This is a genomic window from Rhodococcus sp. P4_F5 (assembly GCF_056401315.1).
Genome location: NZ_JBFUJP010000059.1, coordinates 16213 through 38207 on the forward strand (window position 1 = coordinate 16213; position 21995 = coordinate 38207).

The 21995-nt window shown below is 70.0% G+C and carries 18 protein-coding genes; 8 read left to right on the forward strand and 10 right to left on the reverse strand.

Translation table 11 applies throughout. The features are described from left to right. Nucleotides 1-50: 50 nt before the first annotated feature. Nucleotides 51-827, forward strand: a complete 777-nt coding sequence (locus AC1DU4_RS19865; RefSeq protein ID WP_477842702.1) for a VOC family protein — start codon at nucleotides 51-53, stop codon at nucleotides 825-827. A gap of 495 nt (nucleotides 828-1322) precedes the next feature. Here AC1DU4_RS19865 and AC1DU4_RS19870 read toward each other — a convergent pair whose 3' ends face one another. The 5 genes from AC1DU4_RS19870 to AC1DU4_RS19890 all read right to left on the reverse strand — a co-directional run bounded on the left by AC1DU4_RS19870 (nucleotide 1323) and on the right by AC1DU4_RS19890 (nucleotide 5604). Then, nucleotides 1323-1949, reverse strand: coding sequence for a maleylpyruvate isomerase family mycothiol-dependent enzyme (locus AC1DU4_RS19870; protein ID WP_477842704.1), 627 nt, complete (start codon nucleotides 1947-1949; stop codon nucleotides 1323-1325). A 65-nt stretch (nucleotides 1950-2014) separates the two neighbouring features. Next, nucleotides 2015-2731, reverse strand: coding sequence for a type 1 glutamine amidotransferase (locus AC1DU4_RS19875; protein ID WP_072846661.1), 717 nt, complete (start codon nucleotides 2729-2731; stop codon nucleotides 2015-2017). Further along, nucleotides 2724-3983 carry a DUF1727 domain-containing protein gene (locus tag AC1DU4_RS19880; RefSeq protein ID WP_477842706.1) on the reverse strand — a complete coding sequence of 420 codons (1260 nt, stop codon included), beginning with the start codon at nucleotides 3981-3983 and terminating at the stop codon, nucleotides 2724-2726. Before AC1DU4_RS19880 ends, AC1DU4_RS19875 begins: the two co-directional genes overlap by 8 nt. A gap of 102 nt (nucleotides 3984-4085) precedes the next feature. Then, nucleotides 4086-5039, reverse strand: a complete 954-nt coding sequence (locus AC1DU4_RS19885) for an EamA family transporter (protein WP_477842708.1) — start codon at nucleotides 5037-5039, stop codon at nucleotides 4086-4088. Between the two features lie 91 nt (nucleotides 5040-5130). Next, nucleotides 5131-5604, reverse strand: coding sequence for an SRPBCC domain-containing protein (locus AC1DU4_RS19890; protein ID WP_477842710.1), 474 nt, complete (start codon nucleotides 5602-5604; stop codon nucleotides 5131-5133). 85 nt (nucleotides 5605-5689) lie between these two features. Here AC1DU4_RS19890 and AC1DU4_RS19895 point away from each other — a divergent pair, with 85 nt between their 5' ends. Then, nucleotides 5690-6589, forward strand: coding sequence for a LysR family transcriptional regulator (locus AC1DU4_RS19895; RefSeq protein WP_477842712.1), 900 nt, complete (start codon nucleotides 5690-5692; stop codon nucleotides 6587-6589). Between the two features lie 85 nt (nucleotides 6590-6674). On the opposite strand, the gene AC1DU4_RS19900 is transcribed toward AC1DU4_RS19895, so the two are convergent. Beyond that, nucleotides 6675-7052: an SHOCT domain-containing protein gene (locus tag AC1DU4_RS19900; RefSeq protein ID WP_477842714.1), complete on the reverse strand. Its 378-nt coding sequence runs from the start codon at nucleotides 7050-7052 to the stop codon at nucleotides 6675-6677. A gap of 189 nt (nucleotides 7053-7241) precedes the next feature. Between AC1DU4_RS19900 and AC1DU4_RS19905 the strand changes: the two genes are divergently transcribed. The 3 genes from AC1DU4_RS19905 to AC1DU4_RS19915 are packed head-to-tail and all read left to right on the forward strand — an operon-like array spanning nucleotide 7242 to nucleotide 10025. Continuing rightward, nucleotides 7242-7667 carry a DUF6325 family protein gene (locus AC1DU4_RS19905; RefSeq protein ID WP_072846681.1) on the forward strand — a complete coding sequence of 142 codons (426 nt, stop codon included), beginning with the start codon at nucleotides 7242-7244 and terminating at the stop codon, nucleotides 7665-7667. Nucleotides 7668-7712: 45 nt separating this feature from the next. Then, entirely contained in the window at nucleotides 7713-8063 is a 351-nt protein-coding gene (locus tag AC1DU4_RS19910; RefSeq protein ID WP_072846656.1) for an SHOCT domain-containing protein, read from the forward strand. Between the two features lie 54 nt (nucleotides 8064-8117). Continuing rightward, nucleotides 8118-10025 carry an alkyl/aryl-sulfatase gene (locus AC1DU4_RS19915; RefSeq protein WP_477842717.1) on the forward strand — a complete coding sequence of 636 codons (1908 nt, stop codon included), beginning with the start codon at nucleotides 8118-8120 and terminating at the stop codon, nucleotides 10023-10025. 49 nt (nucleotides 10026-10074) lie between these two features. Here AC1DU4_RS19915 and AC1DU4_RS19920 read toward each other — a convergent pair whose 3' ends face one another. Both AC1DU4_RS19920 and leuA read right to left on the reverse strand, forming a co-directional pair. Next, the gene (locus AC1DU4_RS19920) at nucleotides 10075-12201 is read right to left on the reverse strand and encodes an oxidoreductase (protein ID WP_477842719.1); all 2127 of its coding nucleotides are present in this window, start codon (nucleotides 12199-12201) and stop codon (nucleotides 10075-10077) included. A gap of 119 nt (nucleotides 12202-12320) precedes the next feature. Next, a complete protein-coding gene (gene leuA / locus AC1DU4_RS19925; RefSeq protein ID WP_477842721.1) occupies nucleotides 12321-14129 on the reverse strand; it encodes a 2-isopropylmalate synthase in 1809 nt (602 codons plus the stop codon). Nucleotides 14130-14343: 214 nt separating this feature from the next. Between leuA and AC1DU4_RS19930 the strand changes: the two genes are divergently transcribed. Both AC1DU4_RS19930 and AC1DU4_RS19935 read left to right on the forward strand, forming a co-directional pair. Then, a complete protein-coding gene (locus AC1DU4_RS19930; protein ID WP_477842723.1) occupies nucleotides 14344-16050 on the forward strand; it encodes a SulP family inorganic anion transporter in 1707 nt (568 codons plus the stop codon). A 121-nt stretch (nucleotides 16051-16171) separates the two neighbouring features. Continuing rightward, the gene (locus AC1DU4_RS19935) at nucleotides 16172-16918 is read left to right on the forward strand and encodes a pentapeptide repeat-containing protein (RefSeq protein ID WP_477842725.1); all 747 of its coding nucleotides are present in this window, start codon (nucleotides 16172-16174) and stop codon (nucleotides 16916-16918) included. 72 nt (nucleotides 16919-16990) lie between these two features. Here AC1DU4_RS19935 and AC1DU4_RS19940 read toward each other — a convergent pair whose 3' ends face one another. After that, the gene (locus AC1DU4_RS19940; protein ID WP_477842727.1) at nucleotides 16991-17215 is read right to left on the reverse strand and encodes a hypothetical protein; all 225 of its coding nucleotides are present in this window, start codon (nucleotides 17213-17215) and stop codon (nucleotides 16991-16993) included. 153 nt (nucleotides 17216-17368) lie between these two features. Next, nucleotides 17369-19858: a winged helix-turn-helix domain-containing protein gene (locus AC1DU4_RS19945; protein ID WP_477842729.1), complete on the reverse strand. Its 2490-nt coding sequence runs from the start codon at nucleotides 19856-19858 to the stop codon at nucleotides 17369-17371. Nucleotides 19859-20435: 577 nt separating this feature from the next. Between AC1DU4_RS19945 and AC1DU4_RS19950 the strand changes: the two genes are divergently transcribed. Beyond that, nucleotides 20436-21947 (forward strand): MFS transporter, encoded by a 1512-nt coding sequence (locus AC1DU4_RS19950; protein WP_477842731.1) that lies wholly within the window; start codon nucleotides 20436-20438, stop codon nucleotides 21945-21947. Nucleotides 21948-21995: the final 48 nt, after the last annotated feature.

Genomic DNA, 21995 nt, shown 5'->3' on the forward strand with positions numbered 1-21995 from the left:
GTTTGGGGTCGCACCCTTTCCTTCGCACCACTCGGCCCAAGGAGACATTCGTGCCTGATCACCAGCCACTTGCCGGCGCACCCTGCTGGATCGACCTCACCAGCTCGGATCCGGAACAGGTCAAACCCTTCTACAGTGGCCTGTTCGGCTGGGCCGCGGACTCCGACGAGGACCCGCAGTACGGCGGGTACGCCATCTTCAGTAAGGACGGCAAGCCCATCGCCGGGCTCGGTCCGCAGCAGGAGGGCAACCCGTACGGCAACGTGTGGACGATCTACCTGAAGTCCGGGGACGCCGCCGCGACCGCGGACACGGCGGCCGCCACCGGTGGACAGGTCCTGATGCCGGCGATGCAGGTGGGGCCGCAGGGCACCATGGCGATCCTCGCCGACCCGGCCGGCGCGGTGATCGGCGTCTGGCAGCCCGACCAGCACCAGGGCTTCAGTCTCGTGGACGAGGCCGGTGCGCCGGTGTGGTTCGAGACCCTCTCCCGCAGCTACACGGACGCGCTGCCGTTCTACGAGAAGGTGTTCGGCTGGAGCTACACCCCGATCGGGGACACCGACGAATTCCGCTACTCGCAGGCGATGATCGGCAAGCAGATGGTGGCCGGGGTGATGGACGCGGACGGATTCCTGCCCGAAGGCTCGCCGTCGTTCTGGCAGTTCTACGTCGGCGTCGACGACATGGACGCCGCGCTCGCCAAGGTCACCGAGCTCGGCGGCCGCATCCTGCGCCCCGCCGAGGACACGCCGTTCGGCAGGCTCGCGGCCGTCGCCGACCCGCTCGGTGCGGCATTCCAGATCGCGATGATCGCGGAGTCCTGACCGCGCACCGCGCCGTCACTGCCGAGCCCGGCGCCGCCTCGCGGCGGCGTCGGGCTCGGCAGTGACGAAATGGGTCGGTAGCGCGCGGAATTACCTGCCAGAATTGCTGGTCAGCACTATTGCGCGGGGTTCGATCCTGGGCGTACGCTCAGGGGTGCGGATCAGGAAAAGCAGACCGGTAACGGTCGGAAATCTTGAGAAGCAGAGATCCGGCCGAGGATGCGATTAGTCGCTACATCCCCGGCCGAACCCCTGTCTGGGGTAGTTCTGGTTCGCCGCCCATCCCGATTCACTCCGGTGCCGGGTCGGCCTCGAGCAGAGTACGCAGCACCGCGAGGTCCTTGCGGTTGGCGCGCCGCATCGCGCCCGCCATCAGCGGAGACCAGCCGCCCGAAATCCGACGGATCGCCGACGTTGCGCAGCGTCATCTCGGTTGCCGACGGACCGGCGTCGATCCAGGCGTACTCGGTCCGCACTCGAAGGCGGGCACAGCGGCTACATCTGCTCGGTGAGCGTGGCGAGGCCGTCGCCGGACAGGTCGGCCAGCGCGACGTCGCGGCCGGTCATCGCCATCAGCAACGAGAGCATCGGGCCGGTGACCTCCGGGCCGGAACCGGTGGACCAGTCGACGTCGGTCGCGCGCAGCGTCACACCGGCGATCCGGCTCTTGGTGCCGATCAGCAGGTTCGAGCCCTTGTAGAAGTCGGCCACCCGGAGCACATCGTCCGCCGGGTAGGTGTGCGCGATGCCGAGCGGCCGCCGGATGTCCTCGGCATGCACGATCGTCTCGCCGAGCCAGGAGTCGACGGGGCCGGGCGGCGACGACGTCAACCCCTGCACGGACCGGAACTCCGCGAGCGTGTCGGCGGGGGTGCCGGCGGTCTCGCGGGCGATGTTCTTGGCCGTGAACGACTCGAAGCGGAACCCGGTCCCGAACATGCCGAGGACGAACTTGGCCGGGGTCATCTTCGCGGTCGCGGTCATGTGACCCAGCGTCTCCCACACCGACCACCCGCGGCACAGCGACGGCGTGGACCACTGGTCCTCACGCAGGGACGCGAGGTCGTCGGCCAGGGCGCCGCGCTCGGCGTGGATCGCGGGCCACGGGCTTACAGCAGGCATCTGTCCTCCCGGGACGAGGTGTACCGCTCACTGGAGCTGAAGCTACACCCGTCGCCGCGCCGCCGTCAGCGACCGACCGCGAGCCGTTCCCGGCGCAGCCGGTCCACCTCGTCGAGCTGCAGCGGTGCCAGCGCGTCCACACCCGTGGCACGGGCCAGCAGCAGGTCCGCAAGTTCCGGGTTCCGGGCCAGCACCGGGCCGTGCATGTACGTGCTGACCACCGAGCCCTGCACCACGCCCTCGAGTCCGTCGCCGACGCCGTTGCCGACGCCGTGGGTGACGCGGCCGAGTGCCGTCGCGTCGGGGCCGAGAGTCGTTCCGCCGCGGTGGTTCTCGAACCCGGTCAGCGGCTGCGTCAACCCGTCGAGCAGCGGCCGGGTGATCACCTCGCCGATCGACCGGGTGGCCTGCGGCGACGTGGTGACGTCCAGCATCGACACGCCCTCGACGCGGTCGCCGCCGGAGGTCTCGTACCAGTGCCCGAGCACCTGGATGGCCGCGCAGATCGCCAGCACCGGCGCGCCGCGCTCGGCGGCCTTCTGCAGCCCCGGGTACCGGGCCAGGTGCCGCGTGGCGAGCCGCTGCGCCGCGTCCTCCGCGCCGCCGAGGGTGTACACGTCCAGCGAGTCCGGCACCGGGTCGGACAGCGTGATCTCCACGATCTCCGCGTCCAGGCCGCGCATCCGCAGTCGCTGCCGCAGGATCAGGGCGTTGCCGCTGTCGCCGTAGGTGCCCATCACGTCGGGCAGCACCAGGCCGATCCGCACCGTCGACTCAGACATCCTTGTCCTCCTTGGCGATGGCGGTGTTCAGGTCGCGGAACGCGGTGTAGTTCGCGAGCACCTCGACTCGGCCCGGCGGGCAGGACGCGATGGCACGCAACGGGTCCGGCTCCAGCGTGTGTTCCACGCCGGCATAGGTCAGGCGCACCGCGAGGTCGGTGGCGCGTTCGCCCGCGGCCACCACCTTGACGCCTTCGAAGTGCTCGAAGCGCACGTCCCAGAGCCAGGACAGGTCCTCGCCGTCCGGAACCTGACCGTTGACCGCGATGACCAGCCCGTCGACGTCGGGGTCGATCATCGACAGGGCCTCCTGCCAGCCCGCCGGGTTCTTGGCGAGCAGCATCCGCAGCGAGTGCGGGCCCACCTGCACGGCGGCGTACCGGCCGGCGATCTCGCGGACCGCGGACGCGGCGGCGACGGCGTCGGCCGGGGCCGCGCCCATCGTCACCGCGGCGGCGACGGCCTGGGCGGCATTGCCGCGGTTGGCCTTTCCGGGCAGGGCCAGCGTCATCGGCAGGACCAGGCCGTCCGGGCCGTAGAGGTTCTCGTCGTCGAGCCACCACTGGGGGGTGGGCCGCTCGAAGTCGGTGCCGGTGCTGCGCCAGTGGTTGTAGGCGATGCCCGTCGCGTCGCCCGTGCGTTCCTCCCAGACGATGGGCTCACCGCTACGCGGGCAGCTCACCGAGTCCCCGGCCCAGCCGCCGCCGGCCGCCACCCACACCACGTTCGGTGCGTCGTAGGCGGCGGACGCGACCAGCACGTCGTCGCAGTTGGCGATGACGACGGCGCCGGGGTGGCGGGCCAGCCCGGCCCGCAGCTTGCGCTCGATCATGTTGATCTCGCCGACCCGGTCGAGCTGGTCGCGGCTGAGGTTCAGCAGCACCACTGCGTCCGGGTTCAGTGCGTCGCTCACGTGGGGGACGTGCAGCTCGTCGACCTCGATCGCGGCCAGCGGCGCGTCCACGTGGACGCTCAGCGCGGCGACGATGCCGGCGTCCATGTTGGCGCCGTCGGCCTGGGTGGCGACGTCGTCGACGGTGGCGAGCGCCGCCGCGGTCATCCGGGTGGTGGTGGACTTGCCGTTGGTGCCGGTGATCAGCACCGTCCGCTTACCGCTGCCGAGCTGCGACATCAGGGTCGGGTCGATCTTGAGCGCGATCAACCCGCCGATCATCGAACCCTTGCCCCGGCCGGCCTTCTGCGAGGCCCAGGACGCGGCCGCGGCGGCGCGCAGTGCGAGCCGGCCGCGCACGGAGAACCGAGTGCGCTGGCGGGTCGACCCAGAATTCCCCGGGCTCGTTGCCCCACGATCGTCAATTGCCACGGGCAGAGTTTTCCACACCGGACCGATCGGTCAGACGCGTGCCGCCACCGGGGTGGGGGAGGTCACGGGTGCTGCCGGATCCGGCGTCGGCGCGGTGAGGGCCGGGTCCGCCGGGCGAGGGTTCGACCGCAGGGTCCCGAAGAGGCAGCCGCCGACGACCACCACCGCGCCGGCGAGGGCGAGCGTGCTCGGCTGTTCGTCGAGTACCAGCCAGGCAGCGCCGATGCCGACCACCGGCACCAGCAGCGACAGCGGCGCGACGGTGCTCGCCGGGTACCGGCTCATCAGCACGGTCCAGAGGCCGGATCCGGCGATGGTGCCCAGGACGACGATGTACGCGAGTCCGGCCAGGGCGGGCCAGCCGCCCGGGCTCAGCGACTGTCCGAGGGCGGACCAGCCGGTGGTGGGTCCCTCGACCGCTGCGGACAGCGCCAGGAGCGGCAGCGGCGGGATCACGGTCATCCACAGCATCAGCCGCATCGGGTTGTCCGGCCGGGCCAGCCGGCTGCCGATGTTGCCGAACGCCCAGCCCAGCGCGGCGAGCAGGGTGAGCAGCAGCGGAAGCAACGTCGCGTGCTGGGCCCGGTCCCAGCCGATCATCGCCATGCCGGCCACGGCGACCGCTATGCCGAGCAGTTGCCGTCGGCTCACGCGTTCGCGGAGCAGCACCGCACCCAGCAGCACCGTGAAGGGGGCGGCCGACTGCAACACCAGGGACGCCAGTCCGGTCGGCATCCCGCTGCTCATGGCCCAGAACAGGAACGCGAACTGCACGACGCCGAACCCGGCGCCGTAGAGCAGCAGCCACCGCAGCGGCACGGCCGGGCGGGGGACGAACAGGACCACGGGGACCGCGATGACCAGGAAGCGGAGCCCGGCGAAGAAGTACGGCGGGAAATGGTCGAGGCCGGCGCGGATGGCCAGGAAGTTCAGCCCCCACAGCAGCACGACGGTCAGTCCGAGCAGGCGGTCGCGAGTGGTCACCCGGATAATGGTGCGCCAACCTAAACATCAGGACAATCGAATATAACTGGATGATTCATGTAGATGTGCTGTACGAATCGTAGCTCCGGGCCTACCCGTAGGTCTGTTCCAGATGCTCCTCGAGCAGATCGAGGAACTCGCCCTTGTCGTCTCCGACCTTGGCCAGCAGACCGCTTGCCAGCAGCAGCCACGACACCAGTTGCGATCCCAGGCGCCCGGCAAAGGCCGGGCGGAAGCGGATGGACTCGGTCAGGACGTAGCCGTTGCCCTCGGGTTCCATGGTGAGCGTCACGTCCTGGCGGATGCCGCGCTGCTTTCCGGAGAATGCGATCAACTCGTGCGGCACGTACTGGGTGATGCTCCACCGCACGACGTCGAAGTCGCACTCCTCACCGTGCTTGCTGTCCCAGCTCTGTCCCGCGGCCATCTCGAAGTCGGGAGGCAGGACGGTCTCCGTCTTGTGCTCCTCGTACGCTCCGCACTCCACCGGATGGGTGAAGGCGTTCCAGATGGTCTGCCGGTCGCCTTCCAGGCGACGCCAGTTGCTGAAAGATGCGTACCCCACGAGGTACCCCCGATCGGTGGATGCGAATGTCCCGAGCCCAGTCCGCGCCGGGAACGTTGTCCGGCGAATACCGTAGCTTCACCGCATGGATGTCGAGCGACTCCGGGTCCTCCGCGAACTGGCCGACCGGGGCACGGTGGCCGCGACCGCCGTCGCGATGAACCTGACTCCGTCCGCGGTCTCCCAGCAACTGAAGGTCCTCGCCCGGGAGGCCGGCGTCCCCATCCTCGAACCGGACGGCCGACGGGTCCGGCTCACCGCCGCCGGGCAGGCACTGGTGCTGCGGGCCGAGGACGTGCTGGCGGCGCTGGACCGGGCGACCGCGGAGATGGACTCCTACCGCGGCTCGCCCCGGGGGCGGGTGCGGGTGGCGTTGTTCCCCTCGGGCGCCGCGTTGATGCTGCCCGGCCTGCTGCGCCGCCTCGCCGGCTCCGGGGTCGACGTCGAGGCGCAGGACGTGGACGAACCCGCGTCGGCGGTGCCGCACCTGCTGGCGGACTTCGACGTGATCCTCACCCACCGGGACGAGCGCGCGCCGACCGTGGCGTCGCCGCGGGTCCGGATCGAGGAGTTGATGCGCGAACCCATCGACCTGGTGCTCTGGCCCGGGCATCCGCTGGCGGGCCGGGCGGGGGTCGAGCTCGACGAACTGGCGGAGGAGAGCTGGATCAGCGTGCGCGGCGGATTCCCGGTGGACGACGTGCTGGAGTCGGTGGCCGCGGTGACCGGTGTCCGGCCGCGGGTGGTGCAGCGGATCAACGACTTCCGGGTGATCGAGGAGCTGGTCGCGGCCGGTCACGGGGTGGCGCTGATGCCGAGGCATGCGGTCGCCCACCCGGGCCTGGTGCACACGCACCTGGCGGGTATCCGGGCGGCGCGGATCTACGATCTGGCCACTCGGCCGGCCGCCGCGGAGCGTCCGGCGGTGGAGGCGGTGCTCGACGCCTTCCGTGCCGAGGCGCGGGCCGTGGTCGAGCGGGGGTAGTCAGCGCAACGGCACCGGGCCCACCTGGTGGCGGGAGCCTCGGTGCCGTTGCGGCGCAGTCGAACCAGTCGACTCCGGCGAGAGGTCAGGCGAGCGCCTTGGCCTTGAGTGCCTGGAACTCCGTCTCGGTGATGGTGCCACTGTCGAGCAGGGCCTTGGCGTCCGCGATGTGTTCGGCGGGTGACTTACCGCTGGCGACCTGCTTGATGTACGCGTCCTGCTGGTCCCTCATGTGCTGAGCCGCCCGCACGGAGCGCTTGGTCATCGCGTCGCCGTTGACGATCAGGTAGATCAGCGCGGTGATGAATGGCACGAATATGAGGAAGACGATCCAGAGTGCCTTCACCCAGCCCGAGGTCCCCTCGGTGCGGAAGAGGTCGCCGATGATCGAGAAGAGCAGCATCAGGTAGGCGATGAAGGCGAAGCAGACGATGATGTACCAGATGATGTCCCAGAACGACATGTGAGGCTCCTGTTTCTCCAGTGGATCCGAGTGTTCGCCTGAGGATCGCAGACAGCAGTCGAGCCCGCCTCACTCTTCACAGGTGAAAGAGCGCAGCAGCGGGTGAACAGTCGGTGACCTCCGGGTGGGGGCGCGCCGGGGCTCCGGACTACCGCACGTGGCGGCCGTCGAGCGCGCAGAATGGACGCCATGACTGAGCCAGTGAACATAGGTCCGGTGGAGCTCGTGGTCCTGAGCTTTCCCGGCGTGCGCGTGGATCCCGCGGCCGTTCAGGCCATCCAGGACGTGGTCGATCGTGGCTACGTGACCCTGCTCGACCTCGTCTACATCGCCAAGGATGCGGACGGGAACATCACCCAGATCGACGTCGACGAGGACCTCGACGACATCGGACTCGCCATCCTCTCGATCGAGGCCAAGGCGCTGATCAGCGACGAGGACCTGGACGTGGTCCGGGATTCGCTCGAGCCGAACTCGTCCGCCGCGATCATCGTCTACGAGGAGACCTGGGCCCGGAACGTGGCCACCACCGTCACCGCGGCCGGCGGCGAGGTCGCGCTGCACGTCCAGATCCCGCGGGACGACGTCCTGGCGGCCATCAACGCGGTCCTCTGACCAGTCCCACCCACACCGAAATTTCTTCGCAGACAGGAGAATCCCATGGTTTTCAGGGCAAGGCGTGTCGGGCGTCCCGGGTTGCTCGGGACCGTCGCGCGCACCGCGGTGGTCGCGGGTACCGCGCAGGCGACGTCGAATGCGATGAACCGCCGGTCCCAGCGGAAGGCCGAGGAACAGCAGGCCTACGCCGACCAGCAGGCGGAGCAGCAGGCCGCGCAGCAGCAGGCCGCGTATGCGCAGCAGGTTCAGGCGCAGCAGGCAGCAGCGCCGGCAGCAGCGCCGGCCGGGGGTGACGACCTGATCGCCAAGCTGCAGCAACTCGGGCAGCTGCGCGACTCCGGAGTGCTCACCGACGACGAGTTCGCGGCCGCGAAGGCCAAGCTGCTCGGCTGACGCCGAAGCCGAGTTCGACCGGTTCGCATCGACACCTCACCGAGAGGCAACCGCATGTCAGAGCCCGACGGAGCAACGCCCGAGATCGCGACGGCCAACGGGGGTGTCGCGGAGGGCCTGCCGTTTTCCGATGATTCGGACTTCCTGGATGCGGAGCGCGGTTTCGTGGCCGCGCTGACTCCGGGTGTCGTGACGGGAGATGCCGGAACGGTGGTGTGGGACAACGACTCCTACGCGTTCCTCGAGGAGCCGTGCCCACCCACCGCGAACCCGAGCCTGTGGCGTCAGTCCAGGCTGGTGGCCAAGCAGGGCCTGTTCGAGGTGGCCGAACGGATCTACCAGGTCCGGGGCCTCGACCTGTCGAACATGACCCTGGTCGAGGGCGAGGCCGGCGTCATCGTCATCGACCCGCTGATCTCGGCCGAGACGGCGGCCGCCGCGCTCGCGCTCTACCGCGAGCACCGCGGCGACCGCCCCGTCACCGCGGTGATCTACACGCACTCGCACATCGACCACTTCGGCGGCGTCAAGGGCGTCACCACCACAGAGGAGGTGGCCGCGGGCCGCTGCGCGATCCTCGCCCCGGTAGGGCTCGTCGAGCACGCGGTGGCGGAGAACGTCTACGCCGGCACCGCGATGGGCCGCCGGGCCGCGTACATGTACGGCGCCGCGCTGCCCCGCGGGCCGCGCGGCGCGATCGGTGCGGGGCTGGGGCAGACCACCTCGACCGGTACCCCGACCCTCATCGCCCCGACCGTCGACGTGTCCCGGACCGGCCAGGTCGAGACGGTCGACGGGGTTCGCATCGAGTTCCAGATGACGCCGGGCACCGAGGCGCCGTCGGAGATGAACTTCTACTTCCCGGACCTGCGCGCGCTCTGCATGGCGGAGAACGCGACCCACACCCTGCACAACCTGCTCACCCTGCGCGGCGCGCTGGTTCGGGACCCGCACGTGTGGTCCAAGTACCTGACCGAGTCGATCAACCGCTACGCCGCGCGGTCCGACGTCCTGTTCGCCTCGCACCACTGGCCGACCTGGGGCACCGAACGGCTCACCGAGTTCCTGTCCCTGCAGCGCGACCTCTACGGCTACCTGCACGACCAGACGTTGCGACGGATCAACCAGGGGCGCACCGGGATCGAGATCGCCGAGGAGTTCGAACTGCCGCCCGCCGTGGCGCGGGCCTGGCACACCCGCGGCTACTACGGGTCGGTCAGCCACAACGTCAAGGCCGTCTACCAGCGCTACATGGGCTGGTTCGACGGCAATCCCGCCCACCTGTGGGAACACCCGCCCACCGAGTCGGCGAAACGGCACGTCGAGTTCATGGGCGGTGCCGCCGAGGTGCTGCGCAAGGCCCGTGAGTCCTTCGCCGCCGGGGACTTCCGCTGGGTCGCACAGGTGGTGAACTACGTGATCTTCGCCGACCCGGACAACGCGGAGGCGAGGGCATTGCAGGCCGACACGTACGAGCAGCTCGGCTTCGGCGCCGAGAACGGGACCTGGCGGAACTTCTATCTCACCGGGGCGTACGAGCTGCGACACGGCTCGGTCGGGACGCCGACCAGTCCCTCCGCACCGGACATCGCGGCGGCGCTGTCGGTGGAGCAGGTGTTCGACGCACTGTCCCTGCGGATCGACGGTCCGCGGGCGTGGGCGGCGCAGGTGGTCGTCGACTGGCACGTCACCGACGAGAACCTCGTGCACCGGACGCAGCTGCGCAACGGCCTGCTGGTGCACTTCGACCTCGACGGAGACCTCGGCGCCGAGTTCCCGGCGGCCGACGCTACTTTCACGTTGGCGCGACCGCTGCTGCTCGGGGTACTGCTCGGCGGGGTGGACCTCGGAGCCGCGATCGCCGACGGCCGGATCGTGGCGGAGGGCGACCTCGGCAAGCTGGCCGAGCTCGCCGGCTACCTCGACGCGCCCGACCCGGACTTCTCGATCGTCACCCCGTAGCCGCGTGGTTGCGGTGAGATCTGTCGGCCGCGGCTGAGTTACGACGTGCTCAGATCTCGGTGGCCACCTTCCACGCCGAGTGCATCGCGCCCTCGATGTAGTCGACCTCGCCGGCGTCACCGACGACGCGCACGTCGACGCCGTCGCGGGCCAGCGCGTCGGCCAGCGGTGCCGCCGCCGAGACACCCGACGCGACCACGACCATGTTCGCCGGCGCGGACAGGGTCTTGCCCCCGACCGTGAACTCGACGGACTTGCGGTTGATGCGCTCGACCGTCGCGTTGCGCTGGATGTCCACGCCCAGCTCGCCGGCGTGCCTGACCGCGGTCCAGCGGCGCGGCATCGCCATCGGCACACCGAGCTGCTGGCCCTCCTCGATCAGGGTCACCCGGCTGCCCCGCTCCGCGAGGAACTCCGCCAGTTCGAGGCCGACGAGCGATCCGCCGATGACGACGACGTTCTTGCTCATCGGCAGGAACTTGAGGAACTTGCGGCTCAGGACGCGGATCCTCTCGGGGCTCTTGGTGATGCCGACTAGCCCGCCGAGCTTGCCCATGGTCCGCAGGAACAGCGACTGGTCCGAGACGTCGCCGGCGCCGGTCATCAGGGCGCGGAGGCTGTCTCCGGTGTGCACGTGGGGCAGGTTGCCGCCCGGCACGCTCGGCCGTGCCCGCACCGCACCGGTGGCGACCACGACGACGTCGGGCGCGAGGGCCTTGACCGTGGCGGCGGTGGCGTCGGTCTTCAGTCGGAATTCGACACCGAGACGCGTCGCCTCGTGGGTGAGCCAGTTCAGCAGTCGCTCGTTGTCGGGCGTGGTCAACGTGGAGAACCACAGGGTGCCGCCGAGGCGGTCGGTCTTGTCCAGCACGGTGACGCGGTGGCCGCGCTCGCTCGCGACGCGCGCGGTCTCGAGGCCGCCCGGGCCGGCACCGACCACCACGACGTGCTTGCGTGCCGTCGTGGTCGGGAACGGGAGTAGCGTCTCGTTGCCCAGCGCCGGGTTGACCGCACACAGCGGGGTGTCGTCCCAGAAGTTCTCCTGCACGCACACGTAGCAGTTGATGCAGGGACGGACCTGCGCGGTGCGCCCCGTCTCGAGCTTGTTGACCAGTTCCGGGTCGGCCAGCAGCTGACGGCCCATCGCGACGAAGTCGGTGCGGCCTTCGGCGATCATCTTCTCGCCGACCTCGGGAAGCATGCGGCCGACGGTGATGACCGGAATCGACACCGCGCGCTTCACCGCCGTCGCATTGTCGGTGTAGTAGCCGACCTTGTCGGGCAGCGGGCCGTCGGTGAAGTTCGCGAAGGCATTCAGCGCGGTGCCCGTGACGTGGATGGCGTCCGCGCCGGCCGCCTCGAACATGGCGGCCGCGCCGGCGGCCTCCTCGGGGGTCAGGCCGTCGGACTCGCCGTACTCCTGCCCGGCCAGACGCACGATGACGGCGAGGCTGTCGCCGGCCTCGTCCTTGACCGCGCGGATCACCTCGCACGTCAGCCGGGCCCGGTTCTCCAGGGATCCGCCGTACTCGTCGGTGCGCTGGTTCGAGTAGCGGCTCAGGAAGCCGCCGAGCACGTAGTTGTGGGCGCAGTGGATCTCGACCGCGTCGCCGCCGGCGGCCTTCACCCGGCCGGCCGCCTCCGCGAACATCCGGACCAGCCAGTCGAGATCGTCCTTGGTGGCCTCGCGGTAGGTGGCCTTCTTGCCCTCCTGGATGGCGGCCATCTTCCCGAGCTCCTCGGGGGTGCAGTCGGCCATCGCGCTCATGTCACCGGGCGGCTTCGGAATGGACGGCACCAGCTGCGGGCGGCCGTCGAGGGTGTCGATCCGGGCGACCTTGCCGTGGTGCGTCATCTGCACGCAGAGCTTGCTGCCGGTCTCGTGGACCGCGTCGGCGAGGGCCTTGAGTCCGGGTATGAACCGGTCCTCGGACAGGCCCGGCTCCTTGCGGCTGGTGCAGCCCGCCGGGTACGCGACGGCGCAGCAGCCCGTGATGATCATCCCGGTGCCGCCCTCGGCGCGGGCGGCGAAGTGGTCGATGTCGCCCTGATGGATCTCGCCGTCCTCGCAGAGGTTCATGTCCATGGCAGGGAGGACGACCCTGTTGCTCAGCGTCATCGGCCCGATGGCGCCGGGAGCGAGCAGGTGCGGGAACGTCTGGTGTCGGGTCGTCACGACCGGTAGTCAATGCGAAACGGGCGCCGGGGTGGTGCTCGTTTCCGATCAGCGGGACTGGGTCCACCGCGCAGAAGGGGCCGCACCCCGACGGGTGCGGCCCCTTTGCGGAGTCTCGCTCAGTGCGCCCGGTTGACCGCCGAGACGACGGCCCGCAGCGAGGCGGTGGTGATCGAGGTGGCGACGCCGACGCCCCACACGACCTTGTTGGTGCCGTCCGGGGTGGTGACCGCGGCCTCCACGTACGCGGCGGCCTTGGCGTCGTCGCCCGCCGACATGGCGTGCTCGCTGTAGTCCAGGACCCGAACGTCGAAGCCGACCGTGGCGATCGCGTCGACGAACGCGGCCAGCGGGCCGTTGCCGCTGCCCGAGATCTCCTGTTCCTTGCCGCCCACCTTCACCACGGCGGTGATGGAGTCGGTGCCGCCGTCGACCTCGGACGCGGTCACCTTCTGGCGCATCCGCTCGAGCGGGGTGATCGGGGCGAGGTACTCCTCGTTGAAGACATCCCACATCTCCTTGGGCGAGACCTCGCCGCCCTCGCCGTCGGTCAGCTTCTGCACCGACTGCGAGAACTCCATCTGCAGTCGCCGCGGCAGCACCAGGCCGTGGTCGGCCTTCATGATGTACGCGACGCCGCCCTTGCCGGACTGCGAGTTCACGCGGATGACGGCCTCGTACGTGCGGCCGACGTCCTTCGGGTCGATGGGCAGGTAGGGGACCTGCCACAGGATGTCGGCCACGTCCGCGTCCTGCGAGTCGGCGGTGACCTTCATGTCGTCGAGGCCCTTGTTGATCGCGTCCTGGTGGCTGCCGGAGAACGCGGTGTAGACCAGGTCGCCGCCGTAGGGGTGGCGCTCGGCCACGGGCAGCTGGTTGCAGTACTCGACGGTGCGACGGATCTCGTCGATGTTGGAGAAGTCGATCTGGGGATCGACCCCGCGGGTGAACATGTTCAGGCCGAGCGTGACCAGGCAGACGTTGCCGGTGCGCTCGCCGTTGCCGAACAGGCAGCCCTCGATGCGGTCCGCGCCGGCCTGGTAGCCCAGTTCGGCGGCCGCGACGCCGGTGCCACGGTCGTTGTGCGGGTGCAGCGAGAGGATGACCGAGTCGCGACGCGCCAGGTTCCGGTGCATCCACTCGATCGAGTCGGCGTACACGTTCGGGGTGGCCATCTCGACCGTCGCCGGCAGGTTCAGGATCACCGGGTTGGCCGGGGTGGCGCCGAGGGTCTCGGTGACCGCGTCACAGACCTCCTTGGCGTAGGAGAGCTCGGTGCCGGTGTAGGACTCGGGGGAGTACTCCCAGCGCCAGTTGGTGTCCGGGTACTTCTTGGACTCCGTGAGCACCAGCTCGGCGGCGTCGGTGGCGATCTTCTTGATGACCTCGCGGTCCGCGCGGAAGACCACCCGCCGCTGCAGGATCGAGGTGGAGTTGTAGAAGTGCACGATGACGTTCTCGGCGCCCTCGCACGCCTCGAAGGTGCGGGTGATCAGCTCGGGGCGCGACTGCGTCAGCACCTGGATGGTCACGTCGCTGGGGATCGCGCCGTCCTCGATGATCTCGCGGACGAAATCGAAGTCCGTCTGGCTCGCGGACGGGAAGCCGACCTCGATCTCCTTGTAGCCCATCCGCACCAGCAGGTCGAACATGCGGCGCTTGCGGGCTGGGCTCATCGGGTCGACGAGCGCCTGGTTGCCGTCACGCAGGTCCACCGCGCACCACATCGGGGCACGGTCGATGACCTTGTCGGGCCAGGTGCGGTCGGGGAGGGTGACCGGCTCGACCTCGTCGGCGAACGGCCGGTACCGGTAGGTCGGCATGGAGGAGTTCTTCTGCGGGTTCCAGGCGGGCTGGTCGGCAGGGGCGGGCTTGGACGGCGGCGTGATGGTGCGCGATCCAGAAGTAAAAGCGTCGGCGGGTGACATTGACGAATCTCCGAATTGAGGGGACGGGTAGTCCGATGGGTCGACCGGCGCGACTGAACCCCGCGACGGGAAGCCAGTCTGAATCAGACCCCGTCGCGGCGATTAAGAAGGAGCGCCCGCTGCATGTACGGCAGTCTACGCGCCGCCGCATCGGGGCGGGTCTTCACCCGCCGGGAATGATGACCGGCCGACCGTCGTGCCCGACGCTCGGACGATGGTGTCGATTCCGTCGTCGGTGGGCCGGTGGTTCCGGGAACTGCTACCCGAACGCAGGTTCCTCAAGTCCGACCTCGTGGCCGGGATCCCCGGCGCGATCAGCAGTGTTCCCGACGGCATGGCGTCCGGTGTACTCGCCGGCGTGAACCCTGTGCACGGTCTGTACGCGAGCTTTGCCGGGCCGGTGTTCGGCGGCCTGCAGACCAGTACCAAGTTGATGGTGATCACCACGACCAGTGCCGCCGCGCTGGCAGCGGGGTCTGCGCTGGCCCAGGTTCCGGAGCCGGACCGGGCCGGGGCGGTGATGTTGTTGACCCTGGTCGCGGGTGTGGTGATGGTGGCGGCCGCCCTTCTCCGGCTCGGCCGGTACACCCGGTTCGTGTCTCACTCCGTGATGACCGGGTTCCTGACCGGGGTGGCGGTCAACATCGTCTTCGGCCAGATCGGCGACCTCGCCGGGGCGAGCGCCACCGGGGCAGTCGCGATTGCGAAGGCCGTCGACGTGCTCGCGCACCCGTCGGCTGTCGACCCGGCGTCGTTTCTGACGGGCCTACTGGCCCTGTTCCTGTTGGTTGTCCTCTCCCGTACCCGCCTCGCCCTGTTCAGCGCCCTGATCGCGTTGGTGGTGCCCTGCCTGGTGGTGATCGTGCTCGGGCTGGACAGTGTCGCGCGGGTGGCCGACGTCGGCACCATCCCGACCGGGATCCCGCTCCCGCAACTACCCGACTTCGGCCTGCTCTCGCCGTCCCTGGTCGGCGGCGGGTTCGCGGTCGCCGCGATCGTGCTGGTGCAGGGCGTGGGTGTGGCGGAAGCGTCGCCCAACCGGGACGGGTCCCGGTCGCGCCCCAATCGGGACTTCTCCGCGCAGGGCGTGGGCAACATCGCGTCCGGCCTGTTCGGCGGGATGCCGGTCGGCGGTTCGGTGGGGCAGACGGCGCTCAACGACACGGCGGGCGCGAAGGGCCGCTGGGGCGCGATCTTCTCCGGCCTCTGGATGCTCGTCATCCTGGTTGCCTTCTCCGGGCTGGTCGGCAAGGTCCCGATGCCGACGCTGGCCGCGGTCCTGATCTATGCGGCGGTCGGCTCGATCCGGCCCGCCCAGATCCTGTCCATCCTGCGTAGCGGACCGAGTTCGATTCTCGCGCTTGTCATCACCTTCGCGGCCACCCTGGTCCTCCCGGTCACCGCGGCGGTGGGGATCGGCGTGGTCCTGTCGATCCTGTTGCAGCTGAACCAGGAGGCGGTGGACCTGCGAGTGGTCCGGCTGGTGCCGCGGCCGAACGGGACCCTGGTCGAACACGCCGCACCGAACACGCTGAAGGACCGGGAGGTGGTGGTCCTGGACGTGTACGGCAGCCTCTTCTACGCGGGCGCGCGGACGCTCCAGGTCCGGTTGCCGGACCCGGCGAACGCGGAGTCGCCCGAGGTGGTCCTGCGCCTGCGCGGGCGCACCACGCTCGGGGCGACGTTCTTCAAGGTGGTCGCCGACTACGCGGCACGGCTGGACGGGCTCGGTGGCCGGTTGTATCTGAGCGGACTGACTCCGGAGGTCCTCGAGCAGTGGAACCCCGGGCGGCTGGCCACCCAGGGTGTGGTGCTCGAGACCTTCGCCGCGACCAGCACACTCGGCGAGTCCACCCTCGACGCGGTCGAGGCGGCCGAGCGCCGGTTGGTGCGCGCGGTGCGCGCCGATTACACCGTTTGAACGGACCTGGACGCTTGTTTCGTAAAACCGGGACCGTCGCTGACGCTGGTTGGTTACTGTGTGGCCGACGGATCAGGATTTACGCCTCGCTTGTAGCTGGTTTCTGGGAAGAGAGATGTGCATGTCGGCATTCGTGAACGGCCCCGCCCGGGCCGCAGTCGATCTTCGACGAGCTTCCGTCCGGGGCGGTCTGGTGCGCCGAGGTGCCGCAGTCCTCGCCGGTAGCGGGATCGCGCTCGCGGGGCTGGCCGTGCTGGCCCCCGTCGCGAGCGCGGACACCACGATCAACGGCTGTGTCATCGTCTCGAAGCCCACCGTCGACAAGTTCACCGACTGTGCGGCCGCGAATCTCGCCGGCGCGGCGCTGGAGAAGATGGACCTGTCCTTCGCGAACCTGGCCGGTGCGAACCTGACCGGGACGAACCTCGCGGACTCGAACCTCTCCGGGGCCAACCTCGCCGCGGCCAACATGTCGCTCGCCCTGTTCACCAACGCGAATCTGGCCAAGGCGAACCTGACCAACGCCTACGCGCCCGACGCGAACTTCGACCACGCGGACCTGCGTGAGGCGAACCTCAAGGGCGCCCGGTTCTCCGGCGCCAGCCTGATCGGCGCGGACCTGGCAGGGGCACTCGATCAGAATCTGGMCGGCGCCGTGACCAAGGAGGGGGAGGCGCCCGCCGACAACGGCAGCGCCGGCAGCGCCACGCTGCCGCCCGTCACCCCGGACACCCCCCTGTTCGGCTCGGCGTTCGCCGGCTCGACCAACATCAGTGGCGAAGGCGACGGCAACGAGTACGTTCCGCCGCCCGCGCCCATGATTGGTTCGGCCGTCACCGGTTCCACCAACATCAGCGGTGTCGGCTAGGAACCAGCAGGTCCACACACTGTGCGCGATCGACACCAACTCGGTGTCGGTCGCGCACAGTCGTTTTCGGGGTCAGTCCGGCAGGCGGCGCATCTCGACGACCGTGATGCCCAGCGCATCGAAGCGGGCGAGCATGCCGCGTAGCTGGGTGTCGTTGTCRATCGGGCCGTACAACGTCGTGTAGGCGTGCGGTGTCGCGGACACCTCGAGTTCGGGGAAGGCGGCCAGGGCACGTTCGGACAGCTCACCCCGCAGGAGGAACTCGTAGCGGACCCGGGAGTGCTGGGGATGTGCCACCGACGCGACCTCCTCGGTGTGGTGTTCGGCGGGCCGACCGGGATGCGCAGGCCGACGCAATCCAGTGTTGCGGGACCGGGCGTGATCCGCCTCACCCTCGGGTGGTGAGACCGCCCGGTACGTGGTCGGAACCGCCTGCCTGCGACGCCGTGCTCACAGCAGGCCGCGGTTCCGGGCCGCGGTGATGGCGTCCCGGCGGGTCCGCACTCCCAGCTTGCGGTAGACCCCCCGCAGGTGGGTCTTGACGGTGTTGACCGACACGAACAGGTCGGCTGCGATCTCCTCTGCCGTGCGCCAGGACGGCAGCTCGCGGAGCAGTTCCATCTCGCGGGGGGTCAGCAGGTCGGACCTGGCGCCGGCGGCCTTCGGGATGGCCGACCGGGCGGCCGCGGCGAACTCGTCGTAAACCCCGAAGCGCCCGTGGTGGCGGTCCAGCAGGTCCCGGATCTGGTCGCCGGAGTCGAAGAACGGTCTCAGGATGCCGCTCGGCTCCGCGAGCGTCAGGGCCTCGAGCAGCGCCGCGTGGGCCGTGATCGGGTCGTTGCGGTCGTCGGCGAGCGCGGCCTCCGTCAGCCAGGCCCGGACCACGGTGGTGTCGGCGGCGCACGGGACGCTGCCGCTCAGTATCGGGGCGAGGTCGCGGCGGGCCGCGTCGCCGCGTCGGTGGTGCACCGCCATCGACGCGGCCAGGACGGCCAGTTCGCCGCAGTCGCCGAGTTCGCGCGCGGCGAGGTCTGCGACCTGGCCGGCCCAGCCGACCTCGCCGACGTGCAGGAACACCCGTTGCAGGGAGGGAGCGAGCAGCGCGGTGACACCCGGCGGCAGCGGCCGGCCATGTTCGGGAGCGGCGTTCTCCCGGATGATCCGGGCCAACGCGTGCGGGTCGTCGGAGTTCTCGAAGTCGAACAGTGCTGCCAGGCACACGGCGACGCGCGCGATCGCCGGGTCGCCGCAGCCGGCCAGGCCAAGGGTGGACTCGGCGCCGAGCCGGCGCATCGGCTCGTCCTCCACTCGCAGGTAGTGACCCCAGGCAGTCACCAGTTGTGCGACGTGGAAGTACAGAGTTCCGGCCAGCCCGTTGGTCCGGCCGAAGTCCTCCGCCTGCCGGGCCAGTTCGATCATTTCGGTGAGCCGGCACCGGAACGCCGCCACGGTCGCGCGGGCGGCGAGCGCCTGCAGGACGACGCCGGACAGGTCGGCGGCGCGGGCGTCGGCCAGCGCGTCGGCGAGGTGCCGGTCGGCGGGCCCGATCCGTCCGAGGTACAGCTCGGCCATTCCTTCCTGGACCCGGGAGAACGCATCGAGCTCGGGATTGCCGGTGGTACCGACCGGTGCCGCCTGCAGGGTCTCGAGGGCGTCCGCGATGCCCCCGCGCTGGACGGCCAACTGCAGACGCAGGGTGTCCTCGAGGACCGTGAGTTCGGAGGCGTCGTCGGGCCGGCGGTCCGCCACCCCGAGGTGCGAGGTGGCGGCGGCGTCATTGCCGCGGTCGAGTTCGGCTGCGGCGCGCAGCAATCGGATGGACGGGGCGGAGCGCACCGACCGTGGCGCGCGGTCGAGCACCCCGATCACCGCCTCGCCGCGCCCCGCGAGTACCAGGTGCAGGCCGCGTTCTTCGAGCAGCGCCAGCAGGGCCTCGTCCTGGCCGGCGTGCAACGCGTGCTCGAGCGCGGGCAGGTAGTCGCCGCTGCGCCCGAACCACGCCGCCGCGGTCTGTTCGAGGTCGGTGACCGCGCGGTGTCCCTGTCGGCCCACCTCGGCGCGCAGGTATTCGCGCAGCAGCGGGTGGTACCGGTACCAGCCCGGGGACCCGGTGACCCGTTCGATGAGGAAGTTGCTCCGCTCGAGGTGGTCGAGAATGGTTCGGGCATTGGTGTTTCCGGTCAACGCCTCGGCCAGTTCGACGGTGAACAGCTCGGGGACCGAAGTCTCCACCACGAAGTGGCGGCATGGCTCGGGGAGGCCGTCGAGGATCTCGTTGACCAGGTAATCTGCCACAATCCTGTTGTCCCCGTTGAAGTCGGCGATCATGGCCACGGGATCATGCTGGCAGGCAAGGGAAATCGCGGCCAGGCGTAGGCCCGCCGCCCAACCCTCGGTGCGGTCGTGGATCATCGCGAGTTCGGGTTCGTCCAGGCTGACCCCGTGTTCGGCCAGCAGGGTCGTGGTCTCGTCCGCCGTGAATGCCAGTTCGTTGGAAGAGAAGTCGTGGACCCGGCCGTCGAGCCGCATCCGGTGCACCGCCAGCGGCGGTGCGAACCGTCCGGCGACGACGGTGCAGAGCGATGCCGGGGCCCACTGGAGGATCTCGCTCACCACGTCGAGGGCCGCCGGGTCGTGCAGCACGTGCGCGTCGTCGAGCACCATCACGATCGGGCCGGCGAGCGTGCCGAGTGCCCGCGTCAGTTCGCCGGGGTAGTCGCCGTCGGTGACGGGTGGCAGCGGCCGAACCGCGTCCGCCAATGCGGCGTCGCCCGAGTTCTCCAGTGCGACATGCATAGACGTGCGCAGGGCAATCGGGTCGTTGTCCGATTCCTCCACGGTGAGCCAGGCGAGCGCCGGGCCCTCCGGCCGGTCGGCTACCTCGGCGGTCCAGTCGGAGAGCAGCATGGTCTTTCCGGAACCCACTGGGGCGCTGAGCATCACGACCGCGCCGGCAGATCGCTCTGTCGGAAGTGTCAGGTCGGAGAGTGTGTCGAGCAGCCGTTGTCGGCGAATCGCCGGATTGGTGTATGACGGTGGGCAAGTTCGTATTCGGCGCGTATCCCAGCTCGTAACGGACATCTGGCCTCTTCCCCCACGGACGACGACGCCGGTGCGCACGCACCAACGCACCCCCATGCGGCAAGCCGCATCGGGGCCAGTTAATAGGGAGCGTAACCCTGGTCACGGATTTTCGCGTGTCGTTCGAGTGCCGACGGGGTGTCGTCCGCGGCCTGTCCACTGCGGCGGACGGTGTTTCGCCCCATGCCTGCGCGATCGACAGCGGGGCGTTCGCCGGGATGCGCGGGGCGAGTCGCGGCCCGCCGCCGGCCGCGGCGACGAAGCCGCGTTTGGCCTCGGGGATCGGCGAACGAGGCGTCGCGCGCTGCGATCACGAGGTCGGTTCCGGACGCCGGGCCGTCGCCTGCGGAATAAAATACGATACGGTTCCGTCTCTATATTGCGGGTCGGACGGCAGGACGCCGGCGACCGTCATCACAACTTCGGAAGGCCAGCCATGACCACCACCTCGTCGGCACGCGCGTCCGCCGCGCCCGGCACCGGTGTGCCGAGGCACCTGGGCCTCGCCCTCGTCGTCATCGCCACCGCGCAGCTGATGGTGATTCTCGACAGCACCATCACCAACATCGCCCTGCCCAGCATCCAGGCCGACCTCGGCATCTCCGCGTCCGGACTGGCCTGGGTGGTGAACTCGTACGTGCTGGCCTTCGGTGGCCTGTTGCTGCTGGGCGGCCGGTCGGGTGACCTGTTCGGCCGCCGCCGGATGTTCCGGATCGGCATCGCCGTGTTCACCCTCGCGTCGCTGCTCGGCGGCCTCGCGCCCAATGCCGAACTGCTGATCGCGGCCCGGGTGCTGCAGGGCGTCGGCGCGGCGATCGCCGCGCCCACCGCGCTCTCACTGATCGCGACGACCTTCCCCGAGGGTGGGTCCCGAAACAAGGCGATGGGCGTCTACGCGGCCATGTCCGGCATCGGCTCGACCCTCGGCCTGCTGCTCGGCGGCCTGCTCACCGACTACCTGGACTGGCGGTGGATCTTTTTCGTCAACGTTCCGATCGGCGTCGCGCTGCTCGTCGGCACCCGGATCCTGCCCGTGGGTGACCGCATGACCGGACGCCTCGACGTGCCCGGCGCGATCACCGGCACCCTGGGCCTGGTCAGCCTCGTCTACGCGATCACCCGCGGCGGCGAGTCCGGCTGGACCGACTCGGTCACGCTGGCCCTGTTCGCGGCCGCCGCCGCGCTCCTCGTCGCCTTCCTGGTGATCCAGACCCGCTCGGACCACCCGATGATGCCGCTGCGCCTGCTGAAGGACCGCAACCGGTCCGGCTCCTACGTCACCATGCTGGTGGTCGGCGCCGCGATGTTCGCGATGTTCTACTTCCTCTCGCTCTACCTGCAGCAGGTGCTCGGCTTCTCGCCGATGCAGACCGGACTCGCCTACCTGCCGTTCAGCCTCGGCATGGGCTTCGGCGCGGCGATGGGCTCGAAGCTCGCGGGCAAGGTCCCGGCCCGGTTGCTGGCCGGCCCGGGCCTGGTGCTTGCCGCGGCGGGCCTGGTGTGGTTCGCGTTCCTCGGGCCGGACTCGTCGTACTGGACGCACCTGCTGCCGGCGATGTTCGTCACCGCGCTCGGCCTCGGCGTCACCTTCCTGCCGATGACCCTCGGTGCGGTGTCCGGGGTGACCGACGGCGACGCGGGCATCGCGTCGGCACTGCTGAGCACCGCCCAGCAGATCGGCGGCGCGATGGGGCTCGCGCTGCTCTCGACGGTGGCCACCACCACCGCGAACGGGGTGCTTGCCGACGCGGACAAGGAGTACTTCCGGGCGCTCGGCACCGGTGACGAGTCCCTGCTCGCGCAGGCGTCGAACGCCCTGACCGAGGGATTCACCGCGGCGTTCGCCGTGGCCGCGGTGCTGCTGGTGGTGGGCCTGGTGGTCACCGTGACCGCCGTCAACGCCAAGGCCGCCACCGGCGAGTCGGCGCCGCCGGTGCATGCCGGCTGACGTCGTGCCGCTCGGGAAATCGGGGGGCTGAGAGTATCGGTGTGGCGG